The following is a 25,526-nucleotide window of genomic DNA, read 5'->3' as shown; positions in this document are numbered from 1 at the left end:
GGACCCATCCGGTGAAGGTGAACAAGAAGCTCCTGGCCGCGCTCTCCGGTGCGGTCATGCTGCTCGCGCTGTCGGGGTGCAGCGACGACTCCAACAAGAAGCTGGACAACTGGGCTAAGGGCGTCTGCGACCAGGCCGCGGCCCAGACCAAGAAGATCAACGACGCCAACACGGCGATCACCCAGGTGAACAGCAACGGCAAGCCCCAGGACGTCAAGTCCGCCGACTCCGCCGCCTTCCAGTCGATCTCCGAGGCGTACAAGTCGCTCGCCGACATCGTCAGCAAGGCCGGCGCCCCGCCGGTCAAGGACGGTGCGAAGATCCAGCAGGACGCGGTGAACGACCTCAACGGCCTGTCCACCCAGTACGGGACGCTCAAGAAGCAGGTCGACGGGCTCGACACCAGCGACCAGGCGAAGTTCGCGGACGGCCTCAAGGGCGTCTCCAACTCGCTGGGCAAGGTCAGCCAGAACGGCGAGCAGGCCCTCGACTCGCTCCGCCAGGGCGACGTCGGCAAGGCCATGGCCAAGCAGCCCGGCTGCAAGCAGGCGTCCGGCTCCTCCTCGGCCTCACCGTCGGCGTCGTAGGCCCCCGGCCCCCTCAGGCCCCGGCCCCGGGCCCCCGGCCCGTGGCCACCGGACCGCGCCCACGAAGGCCCCGCGCCCACGACCGCACCCCCGTAGCACCCCCGCTGTCCGATACGCCACGGCCCGCCGCCCCGCACAAGGGGCGCCGGGCCGCGGCGATTCCGCGACAATGGCCGGTGTGAGTACGCCCCTCCTCCCCGCCGCCCGGAACGCCCCGTCCCTGCGCGACGACCTGCGCGCCGCAGCCTTCACCGCGGACGGCTGTCTCGACCTCCTCGGAGCCGCCGCCTACGCGGCCCTCTCCCGGGCCGAGACCGTCCCCGCCCTGCGCGCCACCCGTGGCGGCAGCCCCCTGGAGACCCTGGTCAGGCTCTTCCTCCTGCAACGCCCCGTGTCCTACGCGCGGGCCCGCGCCGCCCTGCCCCGGATCGACGACTACGCGACCGACGGCTGGCTGGCGCGCGACGGCGACGACGTACGCGCCACCGTGGACGTACGCCCGTACGCCGGTGAGGAGGGCGCGGACTGGTGGATCGTCTCCGACCTCGGCTGCGCGGTCGGCGGCGCGGGCGGTATCGGCACCGGGACCGGGTCCGACGGGGAGAGCACGCCCGGCGTCGACCGGGCCGACCTGGTGCTCGGCGTCGGCGGCGCCTCCACGACGCTGGCCGGGCTGACCGTGCGCGAGCCGGTCGGCAGCGCCCTGGACCTCGGCACCGGCTCCGGCATCCAGGCGCTGCACGCCTCCCGGCACGCCACCCGCGTCACGGCGACCGACGTCAATCCGCGCGCCCTGCACTTCGCCCGGCTCACCCTCGCGCTGTCCGGCGCCCGCCAACCCGACCTGCGCGAGGGCAGCCTCTTCGAGCCGGTCCGCGACGAGCGCTTCGACCTGATCGTGTCCAACCCGCCCTTCGTCATCTCCCCGAGCGGGCGCTTCACCTACCGGGACGGCGGTATGGCGGGCGACGACCTGTGCCGCACCCTGGTGCAGCAGTCGGCAGACCATCTCAACGACGGCGGTTACTGCCAGCTCCTCGCCAACTGGCAGCACACCGAGGGCCAGGACTGGCGCGAGCGCCTGGTCTCGTGGATCCCGCGCGGCTGCGACGCCTGGATCGTGCAGCGCGAGGTCCAGGACGTCACGCAGTACGCCGAGCTGTGGCTGCGCGACGGCGGCGACCACCGTACGGATCCGGCCACGTACGCCGCCCGCTACGACGCGTGGCTCGACGAGTTCGAGCAGCGCAAGGTGAACGGCGTCGGCTTCGGCTGGATCACGCTGCGCAAGTCCGGCGCGGACCAGCCCGTGATCACCGCGGAGGAGTGGCCGCACCCCGTGGAGCAGCCGCTCGGCCCGCACATCGCCGGGTGGTTCGACCGCCAGGACTTCCTGCGCACCCATGACGACGCGGCGCTGCTCAGCTCCCGTTTCGCGCTCGGCGACGGGGTGGTGCAGGAGCAGGTGGGGCTGCCGGGCGCCGAGGACCCGGAGCACGTGGTGCTGCGCGCGGCCCGCGGTATGCGCCGCGCGACGAAGGTCGACACGGTGGGCGCGGGCTTCGCGGGCGTCTGCGACGGGACGCTGACCGCGGGGCGGATCGTGGACGCCATCGCGCAGCTGCTCGGCGAGGACCCGGTGGTGCTGCGCGACCGCACGCCGGAGTCGATCCGGCTGCTGGTGGAACAGGGGTTCCTCGACCCGGTGGAGTGACGCGGCGGAGTGACGCGGGGAGCGGCCTGACGAGTGGCCTGGCGAGCGGCTTGACGAGCGGCCTGGCGAGCGGCCCGGGGACGCCTCGGAGAAGGGGCCCGGCGGACTGACGCGCCGCGGTGGAGTGGACGACGCGTCAGAACACGTTGCGGACAACCGTCCACGTCACGGCCACGCACAGCACGGCCAGTGACACCCGCGGGCTCACCACCAGCCGCCGGCGACGGCCGCGCAGCCCCTCGACCATCCAGCGCCCGCACAGCCACAGCGCCAGGGGCGCGGCCAGCAGCAGGACGCCGTTGTCGTGGAAGGCGCGCCCCACGTCGCCGTGCATCAGGTCGTACACCATGCGCGTACCGCCGCAGGCCGGGCAGAGCAGCCCGGTCGCCCAGTTGAACGGGCAGCGCGGCAGCCAGTGGCCCGGCTGGTGCGGGTCGGTGCCGTAGAGATAGACGGCGCCCGCCACCCCGGCGGCGAGCGTCGCCAGGGGAGCGGTGGCCGGGTGGCCGAGAACCGCCGACGGGCGGCGCGCCCCCGGGGAGACCGGGGGAGCGCCGACCTGTGGCCGACGGACTCCGTCAGCCACGCAGCACCCGGCCCTGCGCGTCGGTCGGGTTGTCCCCGGCCAGCAGCATGATGCCGTCGATCAGCGCCCAGATGCCGCAGCCGCCGCACGTGAAGAGCTGCCCCAGCGCCATGCCGGTGTGCCCGGTGTAGAAACGGCCCACGCCGAAGCTGCCGAGGAAGAGCTGAAGCACTCCCGCGACCACCTTGGACTTGTCCGAGTACGGCCGCCCGTAGGGGTCGTAGCCGTACGGCGCGGACGGGTCCGCGGCGTACGCGGCACCGGGCGGCGCGTACCCGCCGCCTTGCGGCGGGTAGCCGTAACCGGGTGCCTGGCCGCCGCCCTGGGGCGGGTAGCCGTAACCGGGAGCCTGGCCCCCGGGCTGCTGCGGGTATCCGTATCCGGGCTGGCCCCCGGGCTGCTGCTCCCCGTACGGATTGTCGCCCTGCGGCTTGTCACCGTACGGATTCTGGCCGTACGGATTCTGGTCGGACATGCCCCGTCCCCCTGTGCTGAACGTCGTTGAACGTCTTGTTGTGTACCGGTCGTTGCCGGACATCTTTGCAGGACGGCCCCCGCCGCGTCCCACCCCCTGGGAGCGGAGACCTGTGTTCACCCGTGGTTCGCGTGCCGGACGCCCTGGCGTGGCAGCGTCCGGGAGCACACACCTGGACAGGACGAGACGGGACGAGGGGACGCATGGAGCGGGTGCCCGCACTCTTCGCCGGAACGGTCTTCGCCGTCTTCGGGGCCGCGCTCCTGCTCTGGACGGCCGCCCGGCTGCGCGCCCGGCAGCCCGTGACGGCCGCGGGATCCACCGCCGCAACTGTCATGTCCATTTTCTTCGGCGCGGTCGCGCTCCTCACCGGCGTCTGGTGTCTCACACAGGTCTGACCGCCACCGCCCTTCCCCGACCCTCCTGACGTGCGTGAAATCACGCACGCGCCCCCGGGAACGCGCCCCCGCGCCCCTCCGGGAAACCGACCGGAGCGGCCGTCCATGCGGCAGACAGACCGGTTGTCGGGTTACCGTTCCAGTGGCGTTGTGGACTTTTCCCGTTTGACACGGGACAGGGAGGTACGGTCACACTCCGCAGCGACACACCTTCGACCGGGAGAGAAGAGCGACGTTGTCCCCGACCCGCGAGACCGCACACAGCGGCCAGCGACTCGTCATTGTCGAGTCGCCTGCCAAGGCGAAAACGATCAAGGGATATCTGGGCCCTGGATACGTCGTCGAGGCCAGCGTCGGGCACATCCGCGACCTCCCCAACGGGGCCGCCGAAGTGCCGGCGGAGTTCAAGGGCCAGCCCTGGGCGCGGCTCGGCGTCAATGTGGACAGTGATTTCCAACCCATCTATGTGGTCAATGCCGATAAAAAGGCACAGGTCAAGAAGCTCAAGGACCTCCTCAAGGACTCCACTGAACTCTTCCTCGCCACCGATGAGGACCGCGAGGGCGAGGCCATCGCCTGGCATTTGCAGGAAATCCTCAAGCCCAAGGTGCCCGTTCACCGGATGGTGTTCCACGAGATCACCAAGGACGCCATCCAGGAGGCCGTCCGCAATCCGCGCGAGCTGAACCAGCGCCTGGTCGACGCCCAGGAGACCCGCCGCATCCTCGACCGGCTGTACGGCTACGAGGTCTCGCCGGTGCTGTGGAAGAAGGTCATGCCGCGGCTGTCGGCCGGCCGCGTGCAGTCCGTCGCCACCCGGCTCGTCGTCGAGCGCGAACGCGAGCGGATGGCGTTCCGTACCGCCGACTACTGGGACCTGACCGGCACCTTCGCCACCGGCCGCACCGGTGACGCCTCCGACCCCTCCACGCTCGTCGCCCGGCTCACCACCGTCGACGGCCGCCGGGTCGCGCAGGGCCGGGACTTCGACGCGGCCACCGGCCAGCTCAAGTCCGGCTCGCAGGTGCTCCAGCTCGACGAGAGCGCCGCCCGCGCCCTGGCCGCCGCGCTCGCCGACACCCAGTTCGCCGTACGCAGCGTCGAGTCCAAGCCGTACCGCCGCTCGCCGTACGCCCCCTTCCGCACCACCACCCTCCAGCAGGAGGCGTCGCGCAAGCTGGGCTTCGGCGCGAAGGCCACCATGCAGGTCGCGCAGAAGCTGTACGAGAACGGCTTCATCACCTACATGCGTACGGACTCCACCACGCTCTCGGAGACCGCCGTCCGCGCCGCCCGCGCCCAGGTCACGCAGCTCTACGGGGCGGACTACCTGCCGGACAAGCCGCGCGTCTACGCGGGCAAGGTCAAGAACGCGCAGGAGGCGCACGAGGCGATCCGCCCCTCGGGCGACCGCTTCCGCACCCCGGCCGAGACCCGTCTGACCGGCGACCAGTTCCGGCTCTACGAGCTGATCTGGATGCGTACGGTCGCGTCCCAGATGAAGGACGCGGTCGGCCAGTCCGTCACCGTCAAGGTCGGCGGCGCCTCCGCCGACGGCCGCGACGCCGAGTTCAGCGCCTCCGGCAAGATCATCACCTTCCACGGCTTCCTGAAGGCGTACGTCGAAGGCGCCGACGACCCCAACGCCGAGCTGGACGACCGCGAGCGCAGGCTGCCGCAGGTCGCCGAGGGCGACGCGCTGAGCGCCGAGGAGATCACCGCCGACGGCCACTCGACCAAGCCGCCCGCCCGTTACACCGAGGCGTCGCTGGTCAAGGAGCTGGAGGAGCGGGAGATCGGCCGCCCGTCGACGTACGCCACGATCCTGGGCACGATCCTCGACCGCGGCTACGTCTTCAAGAAGGGCACCGCGCTCGTCCCGACCTTCCTCTCCTTCGCGGTCGTCAACCTGCTGGAGAAGCACTTCGGCCGTCTGGTCGACTACGACTTCACCGCCTCCATGGAGGACGACCTCGACCGCATCGCCCGCGGCGAGGCCCAGGCCGTGCCGTGGCTGCGCCGCTTCTACTTCGGCTCCGACGACGGCAGCGCCACCGTCGGCTCCGCCGCCGACGCGGGCAACGGGGACGGCGACCACCTCGGCGGCCTCAAGGAACTCGTCGAGGACCTGGGCGCGATCGACGCCCGGGAGATCTCCTCCTTCCCGATCGGCGACGGCATCATGCTGCGCGTCGGCCGCTACGGCCCCTACATCGAGAAGGGCGAGCGCGGCGAGGACGACCACCGCCGCGCCGACGTACCCGAGGACCTGCCGCCGGACGAGCTGTCCGTCGAGTACGCCGAGGAGCTGTTCGCCAAGCCCAGCGGCGACTTCGCGCTCGGCGACGACCCGGCGACCGGCCGCCCGATCATCGCCAAGGACGGGCGCTACGGTCCCTACGTCACCGAAGTCCTGCCTGAGGACACCCCGAAGACCGGGAAGAACGCGGTCAAGCCGCGTACCGCCTCGCTCTTCAAGTCGATGTCCATCGACACCGTCACCCTTGAGGACGCCCTCAAGCTGATGTCCCTGCCGCGCGTCGTCGGCAAGGACGCCGAGGGCGTCGAGATCACCGCGCAGAACGGGCGCTACGGGCCCTACCTGAAGAAGGGCACCGACTCGCGCTCGCTGGAGACCGAGGACCAGCTCTTCTCGATCACCCTCGACGAAGCGCTCGCCATCTACGCGCAGCCCAAGCAGCGCGGTCGCGCCGCCGCCAAGCCGCCGCTCAAGGAACTGGGCACCGACCCGGTCAGCGAGCGCCCCGTCGTCGTCAAGGACGGCCGCTTCGGTCCCTACGTCACCGACGGCGAGACCAACGCGACGCTGCGCCGCGACGACGAGGTGGAGTCGATCACGCCCGAGCGCGGGTACGAACTCCTCGCGGAGAAGCGGGCGAAGGGGCCTGTGAAGAAGAAGACCGCCGCCAAGAAGGCACCGGCCAAGAAGGCTCCCGCCAAGAAGACGGCGGCTTCCGGCACCGCGAAGAAGACTGCCGCGAAGAAGGCGCCGGCCAAGAAGGCGGCTGCCTCCGCGGCGGCGAAGAAGTCGACGGCCTCAGCCGACTAGGGCGTGTCCGGCACACTGGGCCGGTGGGCGGGCGACGACAGCGCCTGCCCCACCGGGCCGGTGGTGAACCGCGCGCCGGTCATGGGCCGGTCGCGCGGTTTCCCGCGCCCCTGAGGAGCTGGCCATGCGTCAGCGCGCCGTACCTTCCGCCTCTCCTGCCTCCCCTTCCTCCCCCTTGAAGGGCCCGCGGAAAGGCCCCTCGAAGGGCCGTCTTCGCCCAGGTGAGTGCGCTTCCCCGCCCTCCTTGAGGGGTGGTCCTCCCGGGAGTGGGACCGGCTCCGTGTAGGGCGTCGTAAGGCGGATAGGCTGTTGGGATGACGCCATCCGAGCAGCCCAAGCCGCCCGCCGCAGACGTCACGGCCGCAGATGTCAGGGCCGAGGACGTCGAGGGGGACGTGACCGACGCGTTCGCCACCGACCTCGCCGCTGACAGCCGTGAGCGAGCGGTCGGTGCGCTGCTGAAAATCCCGGCGCTGCGCAAATTGTGGAGCGCGCAGCTCACCGGGGCGGTGGCGGACCGACTGGGTCTGCTCGTGCTGCTGTGGCTCGCCGTGCAGGCGGCGGTGGCCGACCACGCGTACGGCGGCGGCTACCGGGGTATCGCCTTCGCCACCGCGGCCGTCTTCGGGGCGCGCCTGGTCTCGACGCTGCTGTTCGGCGCCGTCCTGCTCGGCCCGCTGTCGGCGCTGACGTCCGAGAGCGGCCGGCTGGACCGCCGGTGGACGATGATCGGCGCGGACGCCGTACGACTCGGGCTGTTCATCGTCGCGCCGCTGTGGATCACCTGGTCGCAGCACACCGCGCTGACCTGGCTGCTGGTGACCGCCTTCGTCACCGGGGTGGCCGAGCGGCTGTGGGCCGTCGCCAAGGACGGCGCCGCCCCGCTGCTCCTGCCGCCGCCCGGCGACACCTCCGTGCGGCCCGCGCCCGACCACCTGGCGACGCTGCACCGGCTGGACCTGCGGACGAGCTTTGTCGCACTGCCGCTGGCAGCGGCCGGTCTCGTCGTCGTCACGCTGGTGAACACGCTGATCGCGGTCGGCGTCACCTGGTTCGACCAGCACCAGGTGGCGCTCGCCTCGTACGTGGCGGCCGGGCTCTTCTCGTCCTCCATGTCGGTGCTCTACCTCCTCGAACTGCCCTCCGGCACGGTGGCGCGTCCGCGCTCCCCGCTCGAAGGGCTGCGGCTGCCCAAGGGCCCCGCGGGCGCCGAGCGCGGCAGGACCGGCGTACTGCCGCTGCTGGTGCTGGCGACCGCCGCGGTCGTCGGCGCGATCGGCGCGGCCGTGGCCGTGGCCGTCCTGCACGCGCTCGCCCTCGGCTTCGGCCCGACCGGCTTCGGCCTGCTCGTCCTGGCCCTCACCGCCGGTACGGTCATCGGCATCCGCCTCGCCCCCCGTACGCTCCCGGCGCTGTCCAGGCGCCGGCTGCTCGCGCTGTCCATCGGCGTCACCGGGCTCGGCCTGCTCCTCACCGGCATCGTCGCCGACCAGACCACTGTCCTGCTGCTCGCGCTGCTGGCCGGCGCCGCGGCGGGCGTCACCGCCAACACCGGGCACATCCTGATCGAGCAGGAAGCCGAGGCGGGACGGCGCGGCCGTACCACCGAGCACCTGCACGCGGTCTCGCGCGCCGTTCTCGCCCTCGCCGTGATCGTCGCGCCGCTGGTCGCCGCCGCGATCGGCCCGCACCGCATCCAGAAGGGTCACTTCACCTTCGACCACGGCGGTGCCGCGTACACGCTGATGCTGATCGGCGCCCTGCTGCTGCCGGTCGCCGCGCTCGTCCTCGGCAAGACCGACGACCGCAGCGGCGTACCGCTCCGGCGTGACCTGCGCGAGGCCCTGACCGGTGCGGAACCGGCCGTCGCCCCCGCCGCCACCGGATTCTTCATCGCCATAGAGGGCGGCGACGGCGCGGGCAAGTCCACCCAGGTCGAAGCCCTCGCCGACTGGATCCGCGCCAAGGGCCACGAGGTCGTCGTCACCCGCGAGCCCGGCGCCACCGCCATCGGCAAGCGCCTGCGCTCCATCCTCCTCGACGTCTCCTCCGGCGGGATCTCGCACCGCGCCGAGGCGCTGCTCTACGCCGCCGACCGCGCCGAGCACATCGACTCCGTCGTCCGCCCCGCCCTCGAACGCGGCGCCGTCGTCATCTCCGACCGCTACATCGACTCCTCCGTCGCCTACCAGGGCGCCGGACGCGACCTCGCCCCCACCGAGATCGCCCGCATCTCCCGCTGGGCCACCGACGGACTCGTCCCGCACCTCACCGTGCTCCTCGACGTCAGCCCCGATGCCGCCCGCGAACGCTTCACCGAAGCGCCCGACCGCCTCGAATCCGAACCCGCCGCCTTCCACCAGCGCGTCCGCGCGGGCTTCCTCACCCTCGCCGCCGCCGACCCCGGCCGCTACCTCGTCGTCGACGGCGCCCAGGACCCCGCCGCCGTCACCACGGTCGTACGCCACCGCCTCGACCAGCTCCTCCCGCTCTCCGCCCAGGAGATCGAGGCCCGCGCCGAGGCCGAGCGCCAGGCCGCCGCCGAGGCCGCGCGCCTCGCCGCCGAAGAGGCCGCCCGCAAGGCCGAGGAAGAGCGCCAGGAGCGCGAGCGCCAGGCCCAGCTCGAACGGCTCCGCCGCGAGGAAGAGGAGCGCCGCCTCGCCGCCGAGGAGGCCACCCGCCGCGAGATCGCCGAGCGCGCCGCCGCCCGTGAGGCCGAGGCCGAACGCCTCCGCGCCGAGGAGGCCGCGCGCATCGCCGCCGAGGAGACGGCTCGCCGCGAGGCCGAGGAGGCCGCCCGCGCGGCCGAGCAGGAACGGCTCCGCCGCCTCGCCGAGGAGCAGGCACGCCTGCGCTCCGAGGCCGACGCGCGCCGCCTCGAAAAGCAGCGCAAGGCGGAGGAGGCCCTTCTCCGCGCCGAGGAGGCCCGCACCGCTGCGGCTGCGGCTGCCGCCGCCGCGAGTGCCGGTTCGGCCGGTTCGGTCGGCTCCTCCGGCTCCTCCGACTCCGAGAAGACCACCGAGCTGCCGCAGACTTCGGACTCGGCCGAAACCACGACGGTCAATGTCGTGCCTCCGCCGCCTTCCTCGGCTCCCGCCGAGGACGAGACGGCGGTTCTCCCGGCCGTTCCGGCCGAGCCGGCCGAGCCGGACGTGCCCGCTGGTCCGGGCGCCGATGAGACGGCGGTTCTCCCGGTCGTTCCGGCCGAGCCGGAGGATGCTCCCGCCGAGGACGCCTCGTCGGCTGACGGCACCACTTCTGACGAGTCGGCTTCGGATGTGGCCGGTTCTCGCGAGGCCGGTTCTCGCTCTCGCGGAGACAGCTCTCGCGAAGACAGCCCTCGTGAGGACAGTTCCGAGACCACGACGGTGCTCCCGCCGGTCGTACCCCCGGTCGGGTCCCCGGCCTCGGACGACCCGACCGACCGGGTCCCGCCGTGGCTCTTCCGCCCCGAGGACCAGCCGGGCAACGAGCGCACCCGCGAATTCCCCACCGCAGAGACGCCCTCGGCCGCTCCGCGCCGTCCTCGCCCCAACTGGGCCGAGGAGACCCCCCTCGACGACCTGCCCACTCTCGCCGACGAACTCCTCGGCCCTCACGACGACGACCGTCGGCCGCCGGGGCGTTCTTGACCTTTGTCTTTGCCCGCCCGCCCACCCGTGCGGGTGTTTGTTCGTCTGCGGGTGCCGCTTGTGCCTGGTCGGTGCCGGTCCGGGGTGCCTCCTCGAAATCCGTATCACCTGGCCTTTCCGCATTCGGTACCCGGCCGTCAACGTATTTCTGCGGGGGCACCCCGCCCCGTCCCCTTCCGGTACGTCGGCGTCCGGCGGTCCGGTGGGGGTTGCCGGGGAGGGTAGGGGGTCTTTTCGACGTGCCGCCCTGCGCCGGTGCCCCTTCCGAGCGGATCGGAGAGCTCGGGCCCTTCCCCAACCGCCCAACAAACCCCTCCGGTCACGCCCCCTCCGACTCCCCGCCACCCCCCCAGCACCCGCCAGCCCGTCGGCCCGCGCAGATCCCGGCCCCCCACCCACCCCAGCCGAACGTCAGGCGCGGCAGGCCCCAGCCCCGGCACCCCACCCACCCGGGTGACGCAGGTCCCGCACCCCACCCACGCCGTTCCGCCGACCCGGGCGGGCGTCCGGGTGGCGCAGGTCCCGCATCTCACGCACCCGTTCCGCCTGCCCCGCCCGCCCCGCCTGGACGTCTATTGGCGCAGGGACCTGGCCCCCCAGCCCCCCTCGCCCACCCCGCCTGGCCGTCATGTGAGGCGAGGCCCGCACCCCACCCACCCCTTCCGCCTGCCCCGGCTGGACGTTGGGGGCGCATGTCCCGGATCCCCACCCACCCCTTTCCGCCCACCCGGCTGGACGTCAGGTGAGGCGAGGCCGCACCCACCCCTTCTCGTCCGCCCGGGGTGGACGCCGACTGGTGCAGGTCCCGGATCCCTACCAACCCCCTTCGCCCGCCGGGGCGGACCGTCGGCCGTACAGGTCCCGCACCCCACCCACCCCCTTTCGCCCACCCCGCTGGGAGGTCGGGGGGCGCAGGGGCCTGGCCCCCGCCCACCCCCCTCCCGGCAACCCCCACCGGACCGTCGGACGCCGACGGACCGGGAGGGGACGGGGCGGGGTGCCCCCGCAGAAATGCGGTGACAGGGAGGGTGCCGGATACAGGAGACCAGGTAGCCGCATTTCGAGGAGGTGCCCCGGACCGGCACCGACCAGGCACAAGCGGCACCCGCAGACGAAAAAGCACCCGCACGGGTGGGCGGGCGGGCAGAACCCCCACCCCCACCCAAGGGCGAAGGTTCGCTCTTTTGGGGCGCCGTCCGCGAAGATGACCCCGTGCGGTATCGGATTCTTGGGGTCACGGAGGCCCGCCCCTCCGACGACGGGCCCGAAATCGGCCTGGGCGGCAGCCGCCTGCGAGCCGTCCTCGCGGTGCTGGCCCTCAACGTGGGCCGCCCCGTACCCCCCGAAGCCCTCATCGAACAGGTCTGGGCGGCCGACCCCCCGGCCGACGCCGCCGGCGCCCTGCAAGCCCTGATGTCGCGGCTGCGACGAGCCCTGGGCCGGGACGCCGTCGTCTCGGAACCCGGCGGCTACCGCCTGGCCACCCCCCGCGACTCGGTGGACCTGTACGAGTTCGAACGCCTCGCCCGCGAGGGCGATACGGCCCTGGCGGCCGGAGACGCCGCCACGGCGGCCGACACCCTGACCCGCGCCCTCACCCTGTGGCGCGGCCCGGCCCTGGCCGACCTCCCGGACCGCACGTCCGCCGCGGCCCGCCCCGAAGCCCTGAAACTGGCCGCCCTGCGGAACAGGGTGGAAGCCGACCTCCGCCTCGGCAGGGCGGCGGGCACCCTCCCCGGCCTGCGCGCGGCCGTGGCAGAGCACCCGCTGGACGAGTCGTTCAGGGCCCAGTTGATGCGGGCGTTGCACGCCGAGGGCAGGACGGCCGACGCCCTGGCGGCGTACGAGGAGACCAGGACCGTACTCGCGGAAGCGCTCGGCACCGATCCAGGCCCGGAACTGCGGGCGCTGCACGGCGAGTTGCTGCGGCGCAGGCCGCCGCCCCCCGCGCAGGGCAACATCCGCGCCCGCCTCACCAGCTTCGTCGGCCGCGAGGCCGAACTCGACGACATCAGAAGCGACTTGGCCGCGGCCCGGCTGGTGACGCTGACCGGCCCCGGCGGGTCTGGCAAGACGCGCCTGGCGCAGGAGGCGGGCGATGCGGCGGCGCGCCGCCACCCTGACGGCGTGTGGCTGGTCGAACTCGCCCCGCTGGACGACCCCTCGGCGGTCCCGCACGCCGTGCTGAGCGCCCTCGGTCGCCGCGACACGCTGCTGCTCGGCGGCGCGGGCCGCGACCAGTTCCTGTCCGAGGCGTCGCACGGCGAGGACCCGCTGGCCCGGCTGCTCGAACACTGCGCGCAGCGCCGCCTGTTGCTGGTGCTCGACAACTGCGAGCACCTGATCGGCGCCGCCGCCTCCCTCGCCGCCGAGCTGCTGGCGGCCTGCCCCGGAGTGGCCGTACTGGCCACGAGCCGCGAGCCGTTGGGCGTACCGGGCGAGGTCGTACGCCCGGTGGAGCCGCTGCCGCCCGCGACCGCGTACCGGCTGTTCGCCGACCGCGCGGCGACCGTACGCGCGGACGCCCGCCTCACCACGGCGGAGAACGACGCGGCCGTACGCGAGATCTGCCGCCGTCTCGACGGCCTGCCGCTGGCCATCGAGCTGGCCGCGGCCCGGCTGCGGGCCCTGTCGCCGCGGCAGATCGCGGACCGGCTGGACGACCGGTTCCGGCTGCTGACCAGCGGCAGCCGTACGGTGCTGCCGCGCCAGCAGACGCTGCGGGCGGTGGTCGACTGGAGCTGGGAGTTGCTGACCGAGCGGGAGCGTACGACGCTGCGCGGGCTGAGCGTCTTCTCCGGCGGCTGCACGCTGTCGGCCGCCGAGGCGGTGTGCGGTCCCGACGCGCTGGAGACGGTGGCCCAACTGGTGGACAAGTCCCTGGTGGTGGCGGTCCACGCGCCCACTCCCGGCCAGGACGTCCGCTACCGCCTGCTGGAGACGATCCACGAGTACGCCGGCGAGCGCGCCGCCGAGCGGCCCGAGGAGCTGGCCGCGGCCGAGCGGCGGCACACCGCGTGCTTCCGCGAACTGGCCCGCACGGCCGACTCCGAACTGCGCGGCGCCGACCAACTCCACTGGCTGGAAGTGCTGGAGACGGAGCTGGACAACGTCCGCGCCGCGCTGAACCGGCTGGTCGAGCCGCCCTCAGGCGGGAAAGAGGACACCGGGAGCCAGGACGCGGAGCTGGACGCGATCACGATCGCGCTGTCCATGGGCTGGTTCTGGTGGCTGCGCAATTACCGCGACGAAGCGGACGCCTGGCTGGAAAGGGTGACGGAGCTGGGCGGCGACCCCCCGCCCGACCCGGCGGACCGGATGTTCTGGCCACGCCTGGACCTGCGGATGCTGCACTTCTTCGTGAAGAGCGACCACGCCTCGGAGGCGCAGTGGTCCTCGGCCGACTCGCGGGCGATGGCCGCGCTGCTGGCGGCGGCGTACAGCCAGGGCGGCCCGCCCGCGGCGCGCTTCCCCGGCATGCTGTGGCCGTTCACCACGTATCTGCTCGGCAGGGACGAGGAGATCGGCCGGCACGCCGACACCGTCGTCGCCAACTGCCGTGAGTACGGCGGCGAGTGGGAGATCGCTGTGGCGCTGATGCTCCGTACGCACATCGCCGTGGACACGCCGGGCGGGCTCGCGCGGATCGACGCCGACTGGGCGGAGCTCCAGGAGCGCAGGGAACGGCTCGGCGACCGCTGGATCCGCGCCCAAGTGCACGGCGCGAGCGCCGAGATCGAGGTCGTCCGCGGGCAGTACGCGGCGGCGCACGCCGACTTCGAGGCCGCGCACCGGCTCGGCCGGGAGCTGGGCGCGGACGGCGAAGGGGCCTTCCTGCTCGCCCGGATGGGGGAGTTGGCGCACCGCCGCGGGGACGACGAGGAGGCGCGCAAGCTGGTCGAGCAGGCCGGGGAGGAAGCCGAGCTGTACAGCGTGTGGGACGCCCGCACGTACATCCGCTACCTCAAGGCCCTGCTGCTCCTGCGCCGGGGCGAGCCGCGGCAGGCCAGGGAGCTGTGCGAGACGGCGGTCGGGCACCTGGCGGACGGTACGCCGCCGCCGACGTTCAAGGTGCTGCTCGCGAGCCTGGGCGCGCGGATCACGGCGGCCGAGGGCGACCCGGTGGCGGCGCTGCTCGGTCTCGCCGAGTCGGCGAGCCTGGCGCTGGCGGAGGGCTGCACGGAGCCGGTGGTGGGCGCGCAGCTCGACTCGGCGGCCGAGGTGCTGGTCGAGCTGGGCGACCTGCGGTCGGCGGCCCGGATGTCGGCGGCGTCCTCGGCCGTACGCGGGCCGCTGCCGCGTACGGTGCCCGAGCTGGTCACCGCCGACGCCGTGGAGGAGCGGGCCAGGGCGGGCCTCGGCGACGGCGAATGGGCGGCGGCCTGCGCGGAGGGCGCGGTGCTGGACGCTTCAGAGGCGGTGGCGGCGCTGCTGGAGACGGCGCACGCGATGGCGGCGGGCTCGTAGGCGGAGCGGGGGCGTACGGCCGTACGGGAATAGGTCCCGCGCGCGTCCTCGTTGACGACACAGACCTTGATTGAGCATTCAAGGAATAGCCAGCGCCCGCCTACGCCCGGAAGTGAAAAGCCTTGAAAGTTGAGATCTACTCCGATATCGCCTGCCCCTGGTGCTACCTCGGAAAATCCCGCTTCGAGCGCGCCCTCGCCGCTTTCCCGCAGGGCGATTCGGTCGAGGTGGTCTACCGGCCGTTCCAGCTCGACCCGACCGCGCCCGAGAGCCCGCAGCCGCACCGCGAGGTGCTGGCGAGGAAATTCGGGCCGCAGGCTGTGGCCATGGACGACCGGCTCGCCGCGATGGGCGCGGCCGAAGGGCTGACCTTCGACTTCGACACGGTCGTGGAGAACAACTCGCTGCTCGCCCACCGCCTGCTGCGCTTCGCCCTGGACACGTACGGCCCCGAGACCCAGAACCGGCTCAAGGGCCGCCTGATGACCGGGCACTTCGGCGAGGGTCTGGACATCGGCGACCGTACGGCCCTGACGGACGCGGCCGTCGCGGCCGGCCTCGACCGGGACGCGGTCGCCGCCTTCCTCGCCGGTGACGACCTGCGCGACGAGGTCGTGGCGGAGATCGACCAGGCCCGGCAGATCGGCATCACGGCCGTGCCGACCTTCGTCTTCGAGGGCAAGTGGGCGGTGCAGGGCGGCCAGGAGACGTCCGTCTTCCTCCAGGCGCTCGAACAGGTCGCCAAGGACTCGGCCGCCGAGGCCGCTGCCCTCGCCGGTACGCAGGACGCGGCCGCCGACGCCGCCTGCGCCGACGGCGTGTGCGCGGTCCCGCCGGCCACCACCGCGGACGCACCGGCCGCGAACAGCTAATCGGTTCATGGCCGAGAGCGCTCATCGCCGAGAGCGCTCCTGGTCGCAGACCCCATGGCCCGGGCGCTCTCTGTACGAAAACGCCCGGAGCCCGCGGACCGGCCGCTCGCGGACCGGCCGCCTACGAGCAGCTGATCACCGAATCCGCCCAGTCGGCCAGATTCGCCAGCCCCAGACCGGGCCCGCCGCCGTGCCGCCCCTCGGGATCGACCACCAGCCGGATCGTCTTGTACCCGGTGATCCCGACGTGCACGGGCACGGCCGCGTCGCCGCCGCGTACGACACCCGACTGCCACAGCCGGGTGTCGTCGCCGTACACCGAGAAGCTGGCCGCGCCGAAGCGCCCGGTCAGGCCGTCGATCCCGGCCCGCGCGTCATAGGTGACGCATGCCTGGTTCAGGTCGATGGTCAGCGACGACGGCGCGTGGACGGTGATGCCGTGCTCGTACCGCGTACCGCCGATCGTCAGGCCCCAGCGGTTCCACCACCAGCTCGTGACCGACGGCCGGATCGTCGGCCCGGAAGTGTCGCCGAAACCGCTGATGCCCAGCGAATTGACCTTGTACGCGGTCGGCGCGGGCGGCGGAGGGGTCGGTGTCGGCGTCGGTGTCGGGGTCGGCGTGGGGGTCGTCGGGGCCGGCTCGGGCGGCGGAGGGACGACCGGCTTCGGCTTCGGCTCCGGCGCGGGCTTGGGACTCGGCTTCGCCGGGGTCGGCTTCGGCTTCGGCGGCGGAGTCGTCTTCTCGACCGGCTGGACGGGCGGCGGAGGGACGACCGGCTTCGGCTTCGGCGCGGGTTTCGGCACGGGCGGCGGGGGAGTGGTCACCACCGCGACCGGCGGCGGCTTGGGCTGGGCCTTCGGCGGCGCCTTCTCGTGGCCCCCGGTGAGGGCCAGCGCGAACGCCGCCGCCGCGGCGGCGACCACCACGGCCGCGGCGATGCCGACCTTGGCGGGCGCGCCGAGCCCTTCGGACGCGGCGCCTCCCGCGGCCGCGCCGCCCGCGCTCGACGTCGTACCCGACCCGGCAGCGGCGGCGGCCACGCCTCCGGCCCCCGCCGCGCCGACCGCTCCGCCGACCGCGACGATCCCGGCGGCCTTGGCGGCGTAGACGGCGGCGAACCAGCCGATGTACGCGACCGGCAGCAGCCCCTTGAGCGCCGAGTTGAGGTCGGCCAGCTCCAGCGAGGCGGCCGTGCACCGCTCGCACTCCTTCAGGTGCCTGCTCAACTCGCGGTCCGCGCGCATCCGCAGGCCCCCGCGCGCGTGCGCCCCGAGCCGGTCGGCGTACCGCGCGCACTCGCCCTCGGCGGTCAGCGTGGAGCTGACGTGCGCCTGGAGATACGCCTGGCGCAGGCCCTCGCGGGCCCGGTGGGCCAGGACGGCCGTGGCGTTGGGCGTGAGGCCGAGCAGCGGCGCGATGGCGGACGGCGACTCGTCCTCGACTGCGGTGTGCCACAGCACGGTCTGCCAGCGCTCGGGGAGGGTACGGAACGCCTGGATGGCCAGCGTCTGCTCGGCCTCCTGCATGGCCCGTACGTCCGCGCCGAGTTCGTTGGTGTCCTCGGTGGCCGTCGAGCCCGCCGCGGAGACGGCGAAGACGGCGAAGTCCTCGACCAGGTGCTCGCGCTTGGCGGTGTTGCCCCAGGACCCGGCGACCCGGCGCACCGTGGTGAGCAGATACGCGCGGACCGCCGACTCGGGGCCGCTGCCGCCGCGGATCGCCTGGAGCGTACGGGCGAAGACCTCGCCGGTCAGATCCTCCGCGGTGTGCGCGTCCCGGCAGCAGGTGCGTGCGTAGCGGCGAACCGATTCGGCATGCCGCCGGTACAGCTCCTCGTACGCGCTGTCCTGCCCGCCGCGTACCCGTGCCACCAACTCGGCGTCGGACAGCGCGGATTCGAGGGCGTCGGCCTCGGCGGAGGCGGTGTGCGCGGGATGGCCCTGGACGGAGAGCAGGTCGTCGTCGGCCGGCGCCTCGGTGGCCGGTGTCCCGGCGGACGGTGGCGCGGCGGGGGCGGGTACGCGGCCGGACTCCGGGTCGGCGGTACGGCCCGGCTCGCGGTCCGTGCCCCAGTCGGTCTCACGCGCGCCGTCGCCGGTCCCCTCGCGGACGTCGTCGCGTGCGGCCGGGTCGCGCTGCCCCGGCACTTCGCGCTGCCCCGGCACCCTGCGCGAGGGCAGCCCGTCGCCGGTCTCCGGGCCCGCGGCGGGAGCGCCGGACTCGCCGTTTGCCTCTTCCACGGGGCAAGCGTGGCACAGGAGGGCGGACCGGGGTCACGGGATACCGGGGAACCACTCATCCGTGGAGAGATCGTTCACGATTCCTCTACGTTCACCCGATCGGTGGAGCGCGTGACGACGACCCGAGCGGCGCCGGGTCGCGCGACGTCCCGCCGCGTGACTCCGAGCGCCCGGTGCCGAGCCGTTTATATCGAGCCGGGTCCTTGAGCCGAGCCGTGTTGCTCGGCTGATCCGAGTCGCTGAGCCCGGCGCTGTCGTAGAGCCCAGCCCCCGCGGGGTGAGCCGCGCCGCGTTACGCCGGCTCCTGACCGTCCGTCACGCCCTCGCCCCGCGCCGCCGCGCCCCCTGACGGGGTGTCGGCCGCCCGCTCGCCGGGCCGCGAGCGCAGCCCGTCCAGCAGGATGTCCAACAGCCGTGCCGAGGCCGCCGCCTGCTGCTCGGGATCGGGCAGCGAAGGCGCCGAGGTGGCGATGACCAGCAGGACGTCGGCCACCGACACGTCGAGGCGCAACTCGCCCGCCTCGCGCGCCCGGTCCACGAGCCGTCCGACGACGTCGAGCAGTGCCCGTATGCCGTCCTGGTCGCTGCTCCGGTCGGCGCCGCCGTCGCTTCCGCCGATGTCGTCACGGCCCGCGTGGTCCGCGACCTCACCGGCCGTTCCCGTGACCGTGCCTGCAACCGGACCCGCGCCCGCTGACGTCGTCGCCGCGACGCTCCCGGCCGCCGTCGCGAACGGATTGCGCTGCTGCGGCACCCGGTTCGGCTCGACGCCCAGCGGCGACGTACCGCCGTGCTCCGTACCGGCGCCCGTCGACGGGCTCTGCACCCGCAGCACCTGCGGCGGCAGCAGCCGCCCGGCGCCCGAGGCGACCGAGGTACGCAGGAAGCGCGCCAGCGCCGACCACGCCTCGTTCTCCTGGCCGAGCGCCGTACGCGCCTGCTCGGTCAGCCGCGCCGTCTCCTCCTCGGCGATCCGCCTGACCAGCACGTCCTTGCTCGGGAAACGGCGGTAGACCGTACCCACGCCGACCCGCGCGCGGCGGGCGACGTCCTCCATCGGAGCCCCGTACCCCGACTCGCCGAAGACTTCACGCGCGGCCCGCAGTACGTGTTCCAGATTGCGCTGCGCGTCGACGCGCAGCGGTGCCGGACGGTTTCCGCCGACGGCGCCGTCCGAACCGGCCGCGGCCGTCGTCCACTGAGAGTCCTGAATGTGCATATACGTATCCCCCGGAAAATTCGCGTCTCCCCCCGGAGACTCCCCGCTCATGGGCGATCATCAGTACGCGTCCCCCGCAGTACTACGAGATACGAACATAGTTGAGCCCACGTCAAGAAAGAAGGGGGTTGTGATCCGACCGGCGCGCGCCCCCGATCGGAGCAACGGGCACCGTGCACTTCCGCGCGGCCTTTGCCCGGTGATGGGTGCACCGCTGACCTGCTGCGTCGCCGAACCCGTCGAAGAAACCGGGGAATCATCACGTCCGCGCTGTGGACAAACGGCTATGGTCCATTGCGTCATGGAGCAATGACGGAGTCGGCAGCGAGGAACAGAGCAGGCATCCCGCGCATTCTCGTGGTGGGCGGTGGCTATGTCGGGATGTACACCGCGCTGCGGTTGCAGCGGAAGCTCAAGCGCGACGAGGCCGAAGTCGTCGTCGTCGAACCGCAGCCGTACATGACGTACCAGCCCTTCCTGCCCGAGGCCGCCGCCGGATCCATCTCCCCTCGCCATGTCGTCGTACCGCTGCGGCGGGTGCTCGGCAAGTGCCGGATCGTGGTGGGCGAGGCGCGCGGCATCGATCACGCCAAGCGCGTCGCGAGCATCGCCACCCCGGTCACCGACGAGGAGGGCGGCGACCTGCTGGAGCTGGCGTACGACCAGCTCGTGATCGCGCCGGGCTCGGTCTCCCGCACCCTCCCGGTTCCCGGACTCGCCGAGCACGGCATCGGTTTCAAGACCGTCGAGGAGGCGATCGGGCTGCGCAACCACGTGCTGGAACAGCTCGACATCGCCTCCTCCACCCGTGACGTCGACGTCCGCGAGGCCGCGCTGACCTTCGTCTTCGTCGGCGGCGGATACGCGGGCGTCGAAGCGCTCGGCGAGCTGGAGAACATGGCGCGTTACGCCGTGCGGTACTACCACAACATCCGCCCCGAGGACATGAGATGGGTCCTGGTCGAGGCATCCGGCCGGATCCTGCCCGAGGTCGGCGAGGAGATGGGCAAGTACGCGATCCGCGAGCTGCGCGGGCGCAACGTCGACATCCGGCTGGAGACGCGGCTGGAGTCGTGCGAGAACCGGATCGCCGTACTGTCCGACGGCGAACGGCTGCCCACCAGGACGGTGGTCTGGACGGCGGGCGTCAAACCGCACCCGGTGCTGGCCGCGACGGACCTGCCGCTCACCGACCGCGGACGGCTGCGCGCCGAGGCCACCTTGCGGATCGCCGGTTCGGAGACGGCGTGGGCGGCGGGCGACGCGGCGGCCGTGCCCGACCTGACGGCGCGGGAGCCCGGCACCGACTGCGCCCCCAACGCCCAGCACGCCCTGCGGCAGGCCCGCGTCCTGGCCGACAACGTCCTGGCGACCCTGCGCGGCCGGCCGCTGACCGAATACCGCCACAAGTACGCGGGCTCGGTCGCCTCGCTCGGGCTGCACGAGGGTGTCGCCTTCATCTACGGGCGCAAACTCAAGGGTTACCCGGCCTGGTTCATGCACCGCGCCTACCACCTCAGCCGCGTCCCCACCTTCAACCGCAAGGCCCGTGTCCTGGCGGAATGGCTGCTCGCGGGGCTCTTCAAGCGCGAGATCGTCTCGCTCGGCTCACTGGAACACCCGCGCGCCGAATTCGAACTGGCCGCCGGATCGCACCGCGATCCCGACGCCCCCTGACCCGCCCCGGACGCCGCGCGATTCCCCCCGGGGGCGCCGGTCGGCCACACTGGTGGTGTGACCACGCGTGCGCCAGCACCTGCAAAGAGTGACAAATACGAGGAATCGGACGTTTGAACCTTACGCGTTGGAGCGCCCGGCTCCCCGGAACACAGCGACGCAGTGCCGTACCCGCGGCGCGCGCCAAAGTCGGCGACCCCGTGCGCGCCGACGCGGCCGACCCCGCGACGGCACCGCAGGACGCGGGCAGCGGCATCGCCCCTGACGCCGACCCCGAAGGCACCCGCCAGGCCCCCGGCCCACCGGCCGGTCGGGCCACGGGTCCCGTCCCCGCCGCCGGCGCCGTCACCGACGAACCGTCAGTCACCGGCGTCCTCAGCCGCCTTCCGGCCCTCATCGCCGTCACACACGGCCCCGCCCATCGCGTGGACTTCGTCAACGACGCCTACACGGAGGTCTTCGGCGCCCGCACCACCGGCGCCCCGGCCCGCGACGCGCTGCCCGAACTCGACGAGCTCGGCCTGCTCCCGCTCATGGACCAGGTCCACCGCAGCGGCAAGCCGCGCACCGTCAAGGCCCGCAAGGTGGTCGGCGGCGACGACCGCTCACCCGCCAAGCCCGGCTACTTCACCTTCACCTGCACCCCCGTCAGGGCCGGCGACCCCGACCCCGAGCGCCGCGGCGTCCTGGTCTTCGCCGCCGACGTCACCGACCAGGTGCACTCCGCCGAGCGCCTGCGCGAGAGCGAACGCCGCCTCCACGAGACCGCCGTCACCCTCCAGCGCAGCCTCCTCCCGCAGGAGCTCGAACAGCCCGACGACCTCCGCGTCGCCGCCACCTACCAGCCCGGCGGCACCGACGCGGCCGTCGGCGGCGACTGGTACGACGTGATCACCCTCGGCGCGGGCCGCACCGCCCTGGTCATCGGCGACGTGATGGGCCGGGGCGTCCGTGCCGCGGCCGTCATGGGCCAGCTCCGTACCGCCGTACGCGCCTACGCCCGGCTCGACCTGCCGCCGCACGAGGTCATCCAGCTCCTGGACGGGCTCGCCTCGGAGATCGACGCCACCCAGATCGCCACCTGCGTCTACGCCGTGCACGACCCCAGCGAGGGCCGCCTGTCGTACGCCACCGCGGGACACCTGCCGATCCTGATCCGCGACCCGGACGGCACCGTCCGCCGCGCCGACGAACCCACCGGACCGCCGCTCGGCACCGGCGGTTGGATCCACACCTCGGGCTCGGTCGCCCTCGGCCCCGGCTGCACCGCCGTCCTGTACACCGACGGCCTGATCGAGCGGCGTGGCGAGGACATCGATGTCGGTGTGGACGCCCTGATGTCGGCCCTGTCCGGCGCCACCGGCGCGCCCCAGGTGATCTGCGACCGCCTGATGCGCGCCCTCGGCGTCACCTCGGAACACGACGACGACGTGGCCGTCCTCGTCCTCCAGTACCCGGACCACACCGGCAGCGAGGCCGAGCTCTTCCGCAACGCCTCGCTCGAACTCCTCGGCGGCGTCGAGGCCGCACCCCGCGCCCGCGCCTTCGCCTCCGGGGTGCTCGCCTCCTGGCGCTTCCCCGTCGAACTGCGCGACCTCGGCGTCCTCGCGGCCAGCGAACTCGTCGCCAACTCCCTCAAGCACGGCACCCCGCCTATGCGGCTGCGGCTGCGCCGCACCGACCGGCGGCTGATCATCGAGGTCACCGACGGCGACGACCACCTGCCGCGCCGCCGCCGCGCGGAACCCGGCGACGAGGCCGGGCGCGGCATCTCGATCATCGCCACCGTCGCCTCGTCCTGGGGCTCCCGCCGCACCCCGGGCGGCGGCAAGGCCGTCTGGTGCGAATTCGCCCTGCCGGGCTGAGGGTGCCCACGGGGTGAGGCGGGCGGGGTGACGGTGTCCCCGCCGCTGGGCCGGGTCCGGGGCCGTTGGGGGTCCGGATCCGTTCGGGTCCGAGTCCGTTCGGGTCCGGGGCCGACCGCCTGGCCGAGGGCCGGGAAGGCCCTCGGGCCGGAGGGGCGGGGGCGGCGACTACCGGGAGACGGTCGTGGCCGGTTCCGGTCGCGCTTCGGCCGTGGCGCCGACGGGCGCGGCCGGTATTCGGGCGGCCGGGTCGGCTTCCGCGGTCACCCGCGAGTCCAGGTCCAGGTCCTTGGCTTGAGCCGAGTCGAGGACCACGTCCACGGTCGTGTCCGTGTCCGTCCCGGCAGGGACCCGCGGCGCGGAACGGGCGACCACGCGGGCCGCCGCCAGATGCGGACTGTCCTGCAAGAGCGTGAGGTGCCGCCCCATCCGCAGCGCGGTCACCGAGATCGCCAGCGAGCAGAGCACCAGCATCACGATGTACGCCCCGTACGCGCCCGCACCCGCCATCAGGCCGCCGACGGCGGGACCGAGGGCGAGGGCCAACTGCTTGACCAGCGCGAACGCCGAGTTGTACTGACCGACCATCCGCGCGGGCGCCAGATCGGCGACCAGCGGAGCCACGGTCGGCGCCAGCATCGCCTCGCCGAGCCCGAACAGCGCGTACGTCGAGATGATCGCCGCGACCGCCATCGCGTGACTGCCGTGCACCAGCCCGGACGCCCCGGCTACCAGCCAGGCGACCGTCCAGACCAGACCGACCGCCGCGATGACCCGGCTGCGCCTGCGCTGCTCGACCAGCCGCAGCACCACGAACTGCGCCAGCACGATCACGGCGGTGTTGGCCGCGAGCGCCACGCCCAGCGTGGTCGGCGAAATCCGGGTGACCTCGACGGCGAACGCCGAGAGCCCCGACTCGAACTGCCCGTAGCAGGCGAAGAACATCACGAAGCCCAGCACGGACACCATGACCATCGCCCGGTCCCCGAGCAGCAGCCGCCAGCCGCCCGAGGCAGCGCCGTCGGACCGCACGGCCCCGTCGACCTGCGGCGCGTGCGGCATGCGCACGGTCGCTATGACCGCGCCGAGCACCAGGAACATCGCCGCCTCGATGGCGAAGAGACGGATGAACGACGCCGGATGCGCGGTGTCGACCAGCAGACCGCCGAGCAGACCGCCGAGGCCGAGCCCCAGGTTGTTGAGGAAGAACTGCGTGGCGAAGGCGCGCGACCGCGTCGCGGTCGTCGAGCACCACACGATCATCGTCGCCAGCGCGGGCTGCACCACCGCTATACCGGCGCCGAGCGCACCGGCCGCCGCGATGACCACCGGTTCACTGCCGGACAGCCCGAGCCCCAGTGACCCGGCGGCGGCCAGCACCGTACCGACCACCGCGACCGGCACCGGTCCGCGCTGATCGATGACCCGACCGGTGAAGGGCAGCACCAAGAGCGCCGCCACGGCGAACGTCGCGAGCACCACACCTGCGGTACCCGCGCCCAGCCCCCGCACCTGCGAGACGTAAATAAAGGTGAACGGGACCGTGAAGCCGTTCCCGAACGCGCTCAGCGCTGTCCCCACCTGGATCCGGCGCAGCGCCGCGCCCATCGCCGTTGTCACACTCACCCCACTTGACCATTGAGTCTTCGCCTTGAAGACTTCAGCACTAAAGTTCGAAGCTAAAGAGTACATCGCGAAGGGCTTTAGCGCAAAGGGTTCCGTGCCATACTCGAAGGATGACCGCAGCCGCAGGTTCACCGGGGGCGCCGCAGGAGCTGGACCTCGACGCCCAGATCGCCGCCTACCAGCGCGAATTCCCTGAGGTCGACCCCCAGGTGGAGAAGGTCGTCACCGCCCTGGGCCGCCTCAACCGCCGGATGAACGTGGCGTACGGCCGCCAGCTCGTCGACCTCGGCATCAGCAGCGCCGAGTGGGAAGTCCTCAAAGCACTCGTCGTCGTCGGCAAGCCCTACCGTCTCGGCCCCGGCGACCTCGCCAAGCGCCTCGGCCTCACCCCGGCCGCCATGACCCACCGGATCGACCGCATGGTCGCCGAGGGCTTGGTCACCCGCGAGCGCGACGAGGCCAACCGCGTCCGCGTCATCGTCGAACTGACCGACGAGGGCCGTGACAAGTGGCTCCAGACCATGCGCCTGGCCGCCGTCTTCGAGGACGAGCTCCTCCAGGACCTCACGACGGTGGAACGCGCCGCCCTCGGCGAGATCCTCACCCGCCTTCTGCGCCGCGTCGAGTACAGCCAGCCGGACGCCGGCGGCCGGCTCGAAGACCTGGACTGACCCGTGTGATCGGGACCACCTTGCCCCGAGTTGACATGGGTGGTCCTCGTCCGTAGTGTTCTCCGAGTTGTCCGACGTGAGCGCCGACTCCGGTCGGTCCCCGGACAGCCATTCCGCAGGAACCTTTCGACCATGACCGACAGCCTTGTGTTGTCGCGTTGTCGTCGTGCGTTTGTGTGTTTCCGCGGAATGCAGGCGGTGTTTCGTTCGACCGGGCCGATTTGGCCGGGCGGTACGGGATCAGCTAATGTCTCACTCGTCGGAACGGCCGAACAGCCGGAAAGACAAGCCCCGCTGACTGGGGGTCAGGCACTGGAAAGCGTCTGATAGAGTCGGAGACACGACGAAGGGAAAGCCCGGAGGGCCGGTGAAACGGTCTGAAGGAAGCTTCCGTTCCTTGAGAACTCAACAGCGTGCCAAAAGTC

Annotated in this window: 15 protein-coding genes; 10 read left to right on the top strand and 5 right to left on the bottom strand. The window is 72.9% G+C overall.

Annotation, left to right across the window (positions count from 1 at the left end; all coding sequences use genetic code 11):
- The first annotated feature begins 11 nt into the window (after positions 1 to 11).
- Both ACFY9V_RS00075 and ACFY9V_RS00070 read left to right on the top strand, forming a co-directional pair.
- On the top strand, positions 12 to 587 hold the full coding sequence (locus tag ACFY9V_RS00075; protein WP_355346124.1) for a small secreted protein: 576 nt from the start codon (positions 12 to 14) through the stop codon (positions 585 to 587).
- Positions 588 to 756: 169 nt separating this feature from the next.
- On the top strand, positions 757 to 2,301 hold the full coding sequence (locus ACFY9V_RS00070) for a methyltransferase (protein WP_391158206.1): 1,545 nt from the start codon (positions 757 to 759) through the stop codon (positions 2,299 to 2,301).
- A gap of 136 nt (positions 2,302 to 2,437) precedes the next feature.
- On the opposite strand, the gene ACFY9V_RS00065 is transcribed toward ACFY9V_RS00070, so the two are convergent.
- Entirely contained in the window at positions 2,438 to 2,887 is a 450-nt protein-coding gene (locus ACFY9V_RS00065) for a DUF2752 domain-containing protein (RefSeq protein ID WP_391158204.1), read from the bottom strand.
- Positions 2,880 to 3,362: a TM2 domain-containing protein gene (locus ACFY9V_RS00060; RefSeq protein WP_355346118.1), complete on the bottom strand. Its 483-nt coding sequence runs from the start codon at positions 3,360 to 3,362 to the stop codon at positions 2,880 to 2,882. The genes ACFY9V_RS00065 and ACFY9V_RS00060 overlap by 8 nt, the downstream gene beginning before the upstream one ends.
- A 203-nt stretch (positions 3,363 to 3,565) precedes the next feature.
- Between ACFY9V_RS00060 and ACFY9V_RS00055 the strand changes: the two genes are divergently transcribed.
- The 5 genes from ACFY9V_RS00055 (at position 3,566) to ACFY9V_RS00035 (ending at position 15,801) form a co-directional block, all read left to right on the top strand.
- Positions 3,566 to 3,760 (top strand): hypothetical protein, encoded by a 195-nt coding sequence (locus tag ACFY9V_RS00055; protein ID WP_355346115.1) that lies wholly within the window; start codon positions 3,566 to 3,568, stop codon positions 3,758 to 3,760.
- A 235-nt stretch (positions 3,761 to 3,995) separates the two neighbouring features.
- Complete coding sequence (gene topA, locus ACFY9V_RS00050) at positions 3,996 to 6,830, top strand: type I DNA topoisomerase (protein ID WP_391158202.1); 2,835 nt, start codon at positions 3,996 to 3,998, stop codon at positions 6,828 to 6,830.
- Positions 6,831 to 7,144: 314 nt separating this feature from the next.
- Positions 7,145 to 10,462, top strand: a complete 3,318-nt coding sequence (gene tmk, locus ACFY9V_RS00045; RefSeq protein ID WP_391158201.1) for a dTMP kinase — start codon at positions 7,145 to 7,147, stop codon at positions 10,460 to 10,462.
- A 1,212-nt stretch (positions 10,463 to 11,674) separates the two neighbouring features.
- Positions 11,675 to 14,929: a BTAD domain-containing putative transcriptional regulator gene (locus ACFY9V_RS00040; RefSeq protein ID WP_391158199.1), complete on the top strand. Its 3,255-nt coding sequence runs from the start codon at positions 11,675 to 11,677 to the stop codon at positions 14,927 to 14,929.
- 122 nt (positions 14,930 to 15,051) lie between these two features.
- Positions 15,052 to 15,801, top strand: a complete 750-nt coding sequence (locus ACFY9V_RS00035) for a DsbA family protein (RefSeq protein ID WP_391158197.1) — start codon at positions 15,052 to 15,054, stop codon at positions 15,799 to 15,801.
- A 121-nt stretch (positions 15,802 to 15,922) separates the two neighbouring features.
- Here the strand turns inward: ACFY9V_RS00035 and ACFY9V_RS00030 are convergent, their stop codons facing one another.
- Entirely contained in the window at positions 15,923 to 18,043 is a 2,121-nt protein-coding gene (locus tag ACFY9V_RS00030) for a sigma-70 family RNA polymerase sigma factor (RefSeq protein WP_391158195.1), read from the bottom strand.
- Between the two features lie 292 nt (positions 18,044 to 18,335).
- A complete protein-coding gene (locus ACFY9V_RS00025) occupies positions 18,336 to 19,262 on the bottom strand; it encodes a TetR family transcriptional regulator (protein WP_391158193.1) in 927 nt (308 codons plus the stop codon).
- Positions 19,263 to 19,571: 309 nt separating this feature from the next.
- Between ACFY9V_RS00025 and ACFY9V_RS00020 the strand changes: the two genes are divergently transcribed.
- Complete coding sequence (locus ACFY9V_RS00020) at positions 19,572 to 20,939, top strand: FAD-dependent oxidoreductase (RefSeq protein ID WP_391041498.1); 1,368 nt, start codon at positions 19,572 to 19,574, stop codon at positions 20,937 to 20,939.
- A 113-nt stretch (positions 20,940 to 21,052) separates the two neighbouring features.
- Positions 21,053 to 22,804: a SpoIIE family protein phosphatase gene (locus tag ACFY9V_RS00015; protein WP_391158190.1), complete on the top strand. Its 1,752-nt coding sequence runs from the start codon at positions 21,053 to 21,055 to the stop codon at positions 22,802 to 22,804.
- Positions 22,805 to 22,972: 168 nt separating this feature from the next.
- Here the strand turns inward: ACFY9V_RS00015 and ACFY9V_RS00010 are convergent, their stop codons facing one another.
- Positions 22,973 to 24,424, bottom strand: coding sequence for an MFS transporter (locus tag ACFY9V_RS00010; RefSeq protein WP_391159530.1), 1,452 nt, complete (start codon positions 24,422 to 24,424; stop codon positions 22,973 to 22,975).
- A gap of 116 nt (positions 24,425 to 24,540) precedes the next feature.
- On the opposite strand from ACFY9V_RS00010, the gene ACFY9V_RS00005 reads away from it, so the two are divergent.
- Complete coding sequence (locus ACFY9V_RS00005; RefSeq protein ID WP_355346088.1) at positions 24,541 to 25,101, top strand: MarR family transcriptional regulator; 561 nt, start codon at positions 24,541 to 24,543, stop codon at positions 25,099 to 25,101.
- Positions 25,102 to 25,526 lie beyond the last annotated feature (425 nt).

The sequence above is a fragment of the Streptomyces sp. NPDC008317 genome (assembly GCF_042955955.1).
GTDB lineage: Bacteria > Actinomycetota > Actinomycetes > Streptomycetales > Streptomycetaceae > Actinacidiphila.
The sequence above is the reverse complement of the archived record's forward strand: the minus strand, read 5'-3'. Positions and strand labels throughout refer to the sequence as shown.

Coding starts and splice junctions, on each gene's coding strand:
- ACFY9V_RS00060 (WP_355346118.1), bottom strand. CDS start 3,362: ATGTCCGACCAGAATCCGTACGGCCAGAATCCGTACGGTGACAAGCCG.
- ACFY9V_RS00025 (WP_391158193.1), bottom strand. CDS start 19,262: ATGCACATTCAGGACTCTCAGTGGACGACGGCCGCGGCCGGTTCGGAC.
- ACFY9V_RS00020 (WP_391041498.1), top strand. CDS start 19,572: ATGACGGAGTCGGCAGCGAGGAACAGAGCAGGCATCCCGCGCATTCTC.
- tmk (WP_391158201.1), top strand. CDS start 7,145: ATGACGCCATCCGAGCAGCCCAAGCCGCCCGCCGCAGACGTCACGGCC.
- ACFY9V_RS00070 (WP_391158206.1), top strand. CDS start 757: ATGGCCGGTGTGAGTACGCCCCTCCTCCCCGCCGCCCGGAACGCCCCG.
- ACFY9V_RS00005 (WP_355346088.1), top strand. CDS start 24,541: ATGACCGCAGCCGCAGGTTCACCGGGGGCGCCGCAGGAGCTGGACCTC.
- ACFY9V_RS00055 (WP_355346115.1), top strand. CDS start 3,566: ATGGAGCGGGTGCCCGCACTCTTCGCCGGAACGGTCTTCGCCGTCTTC.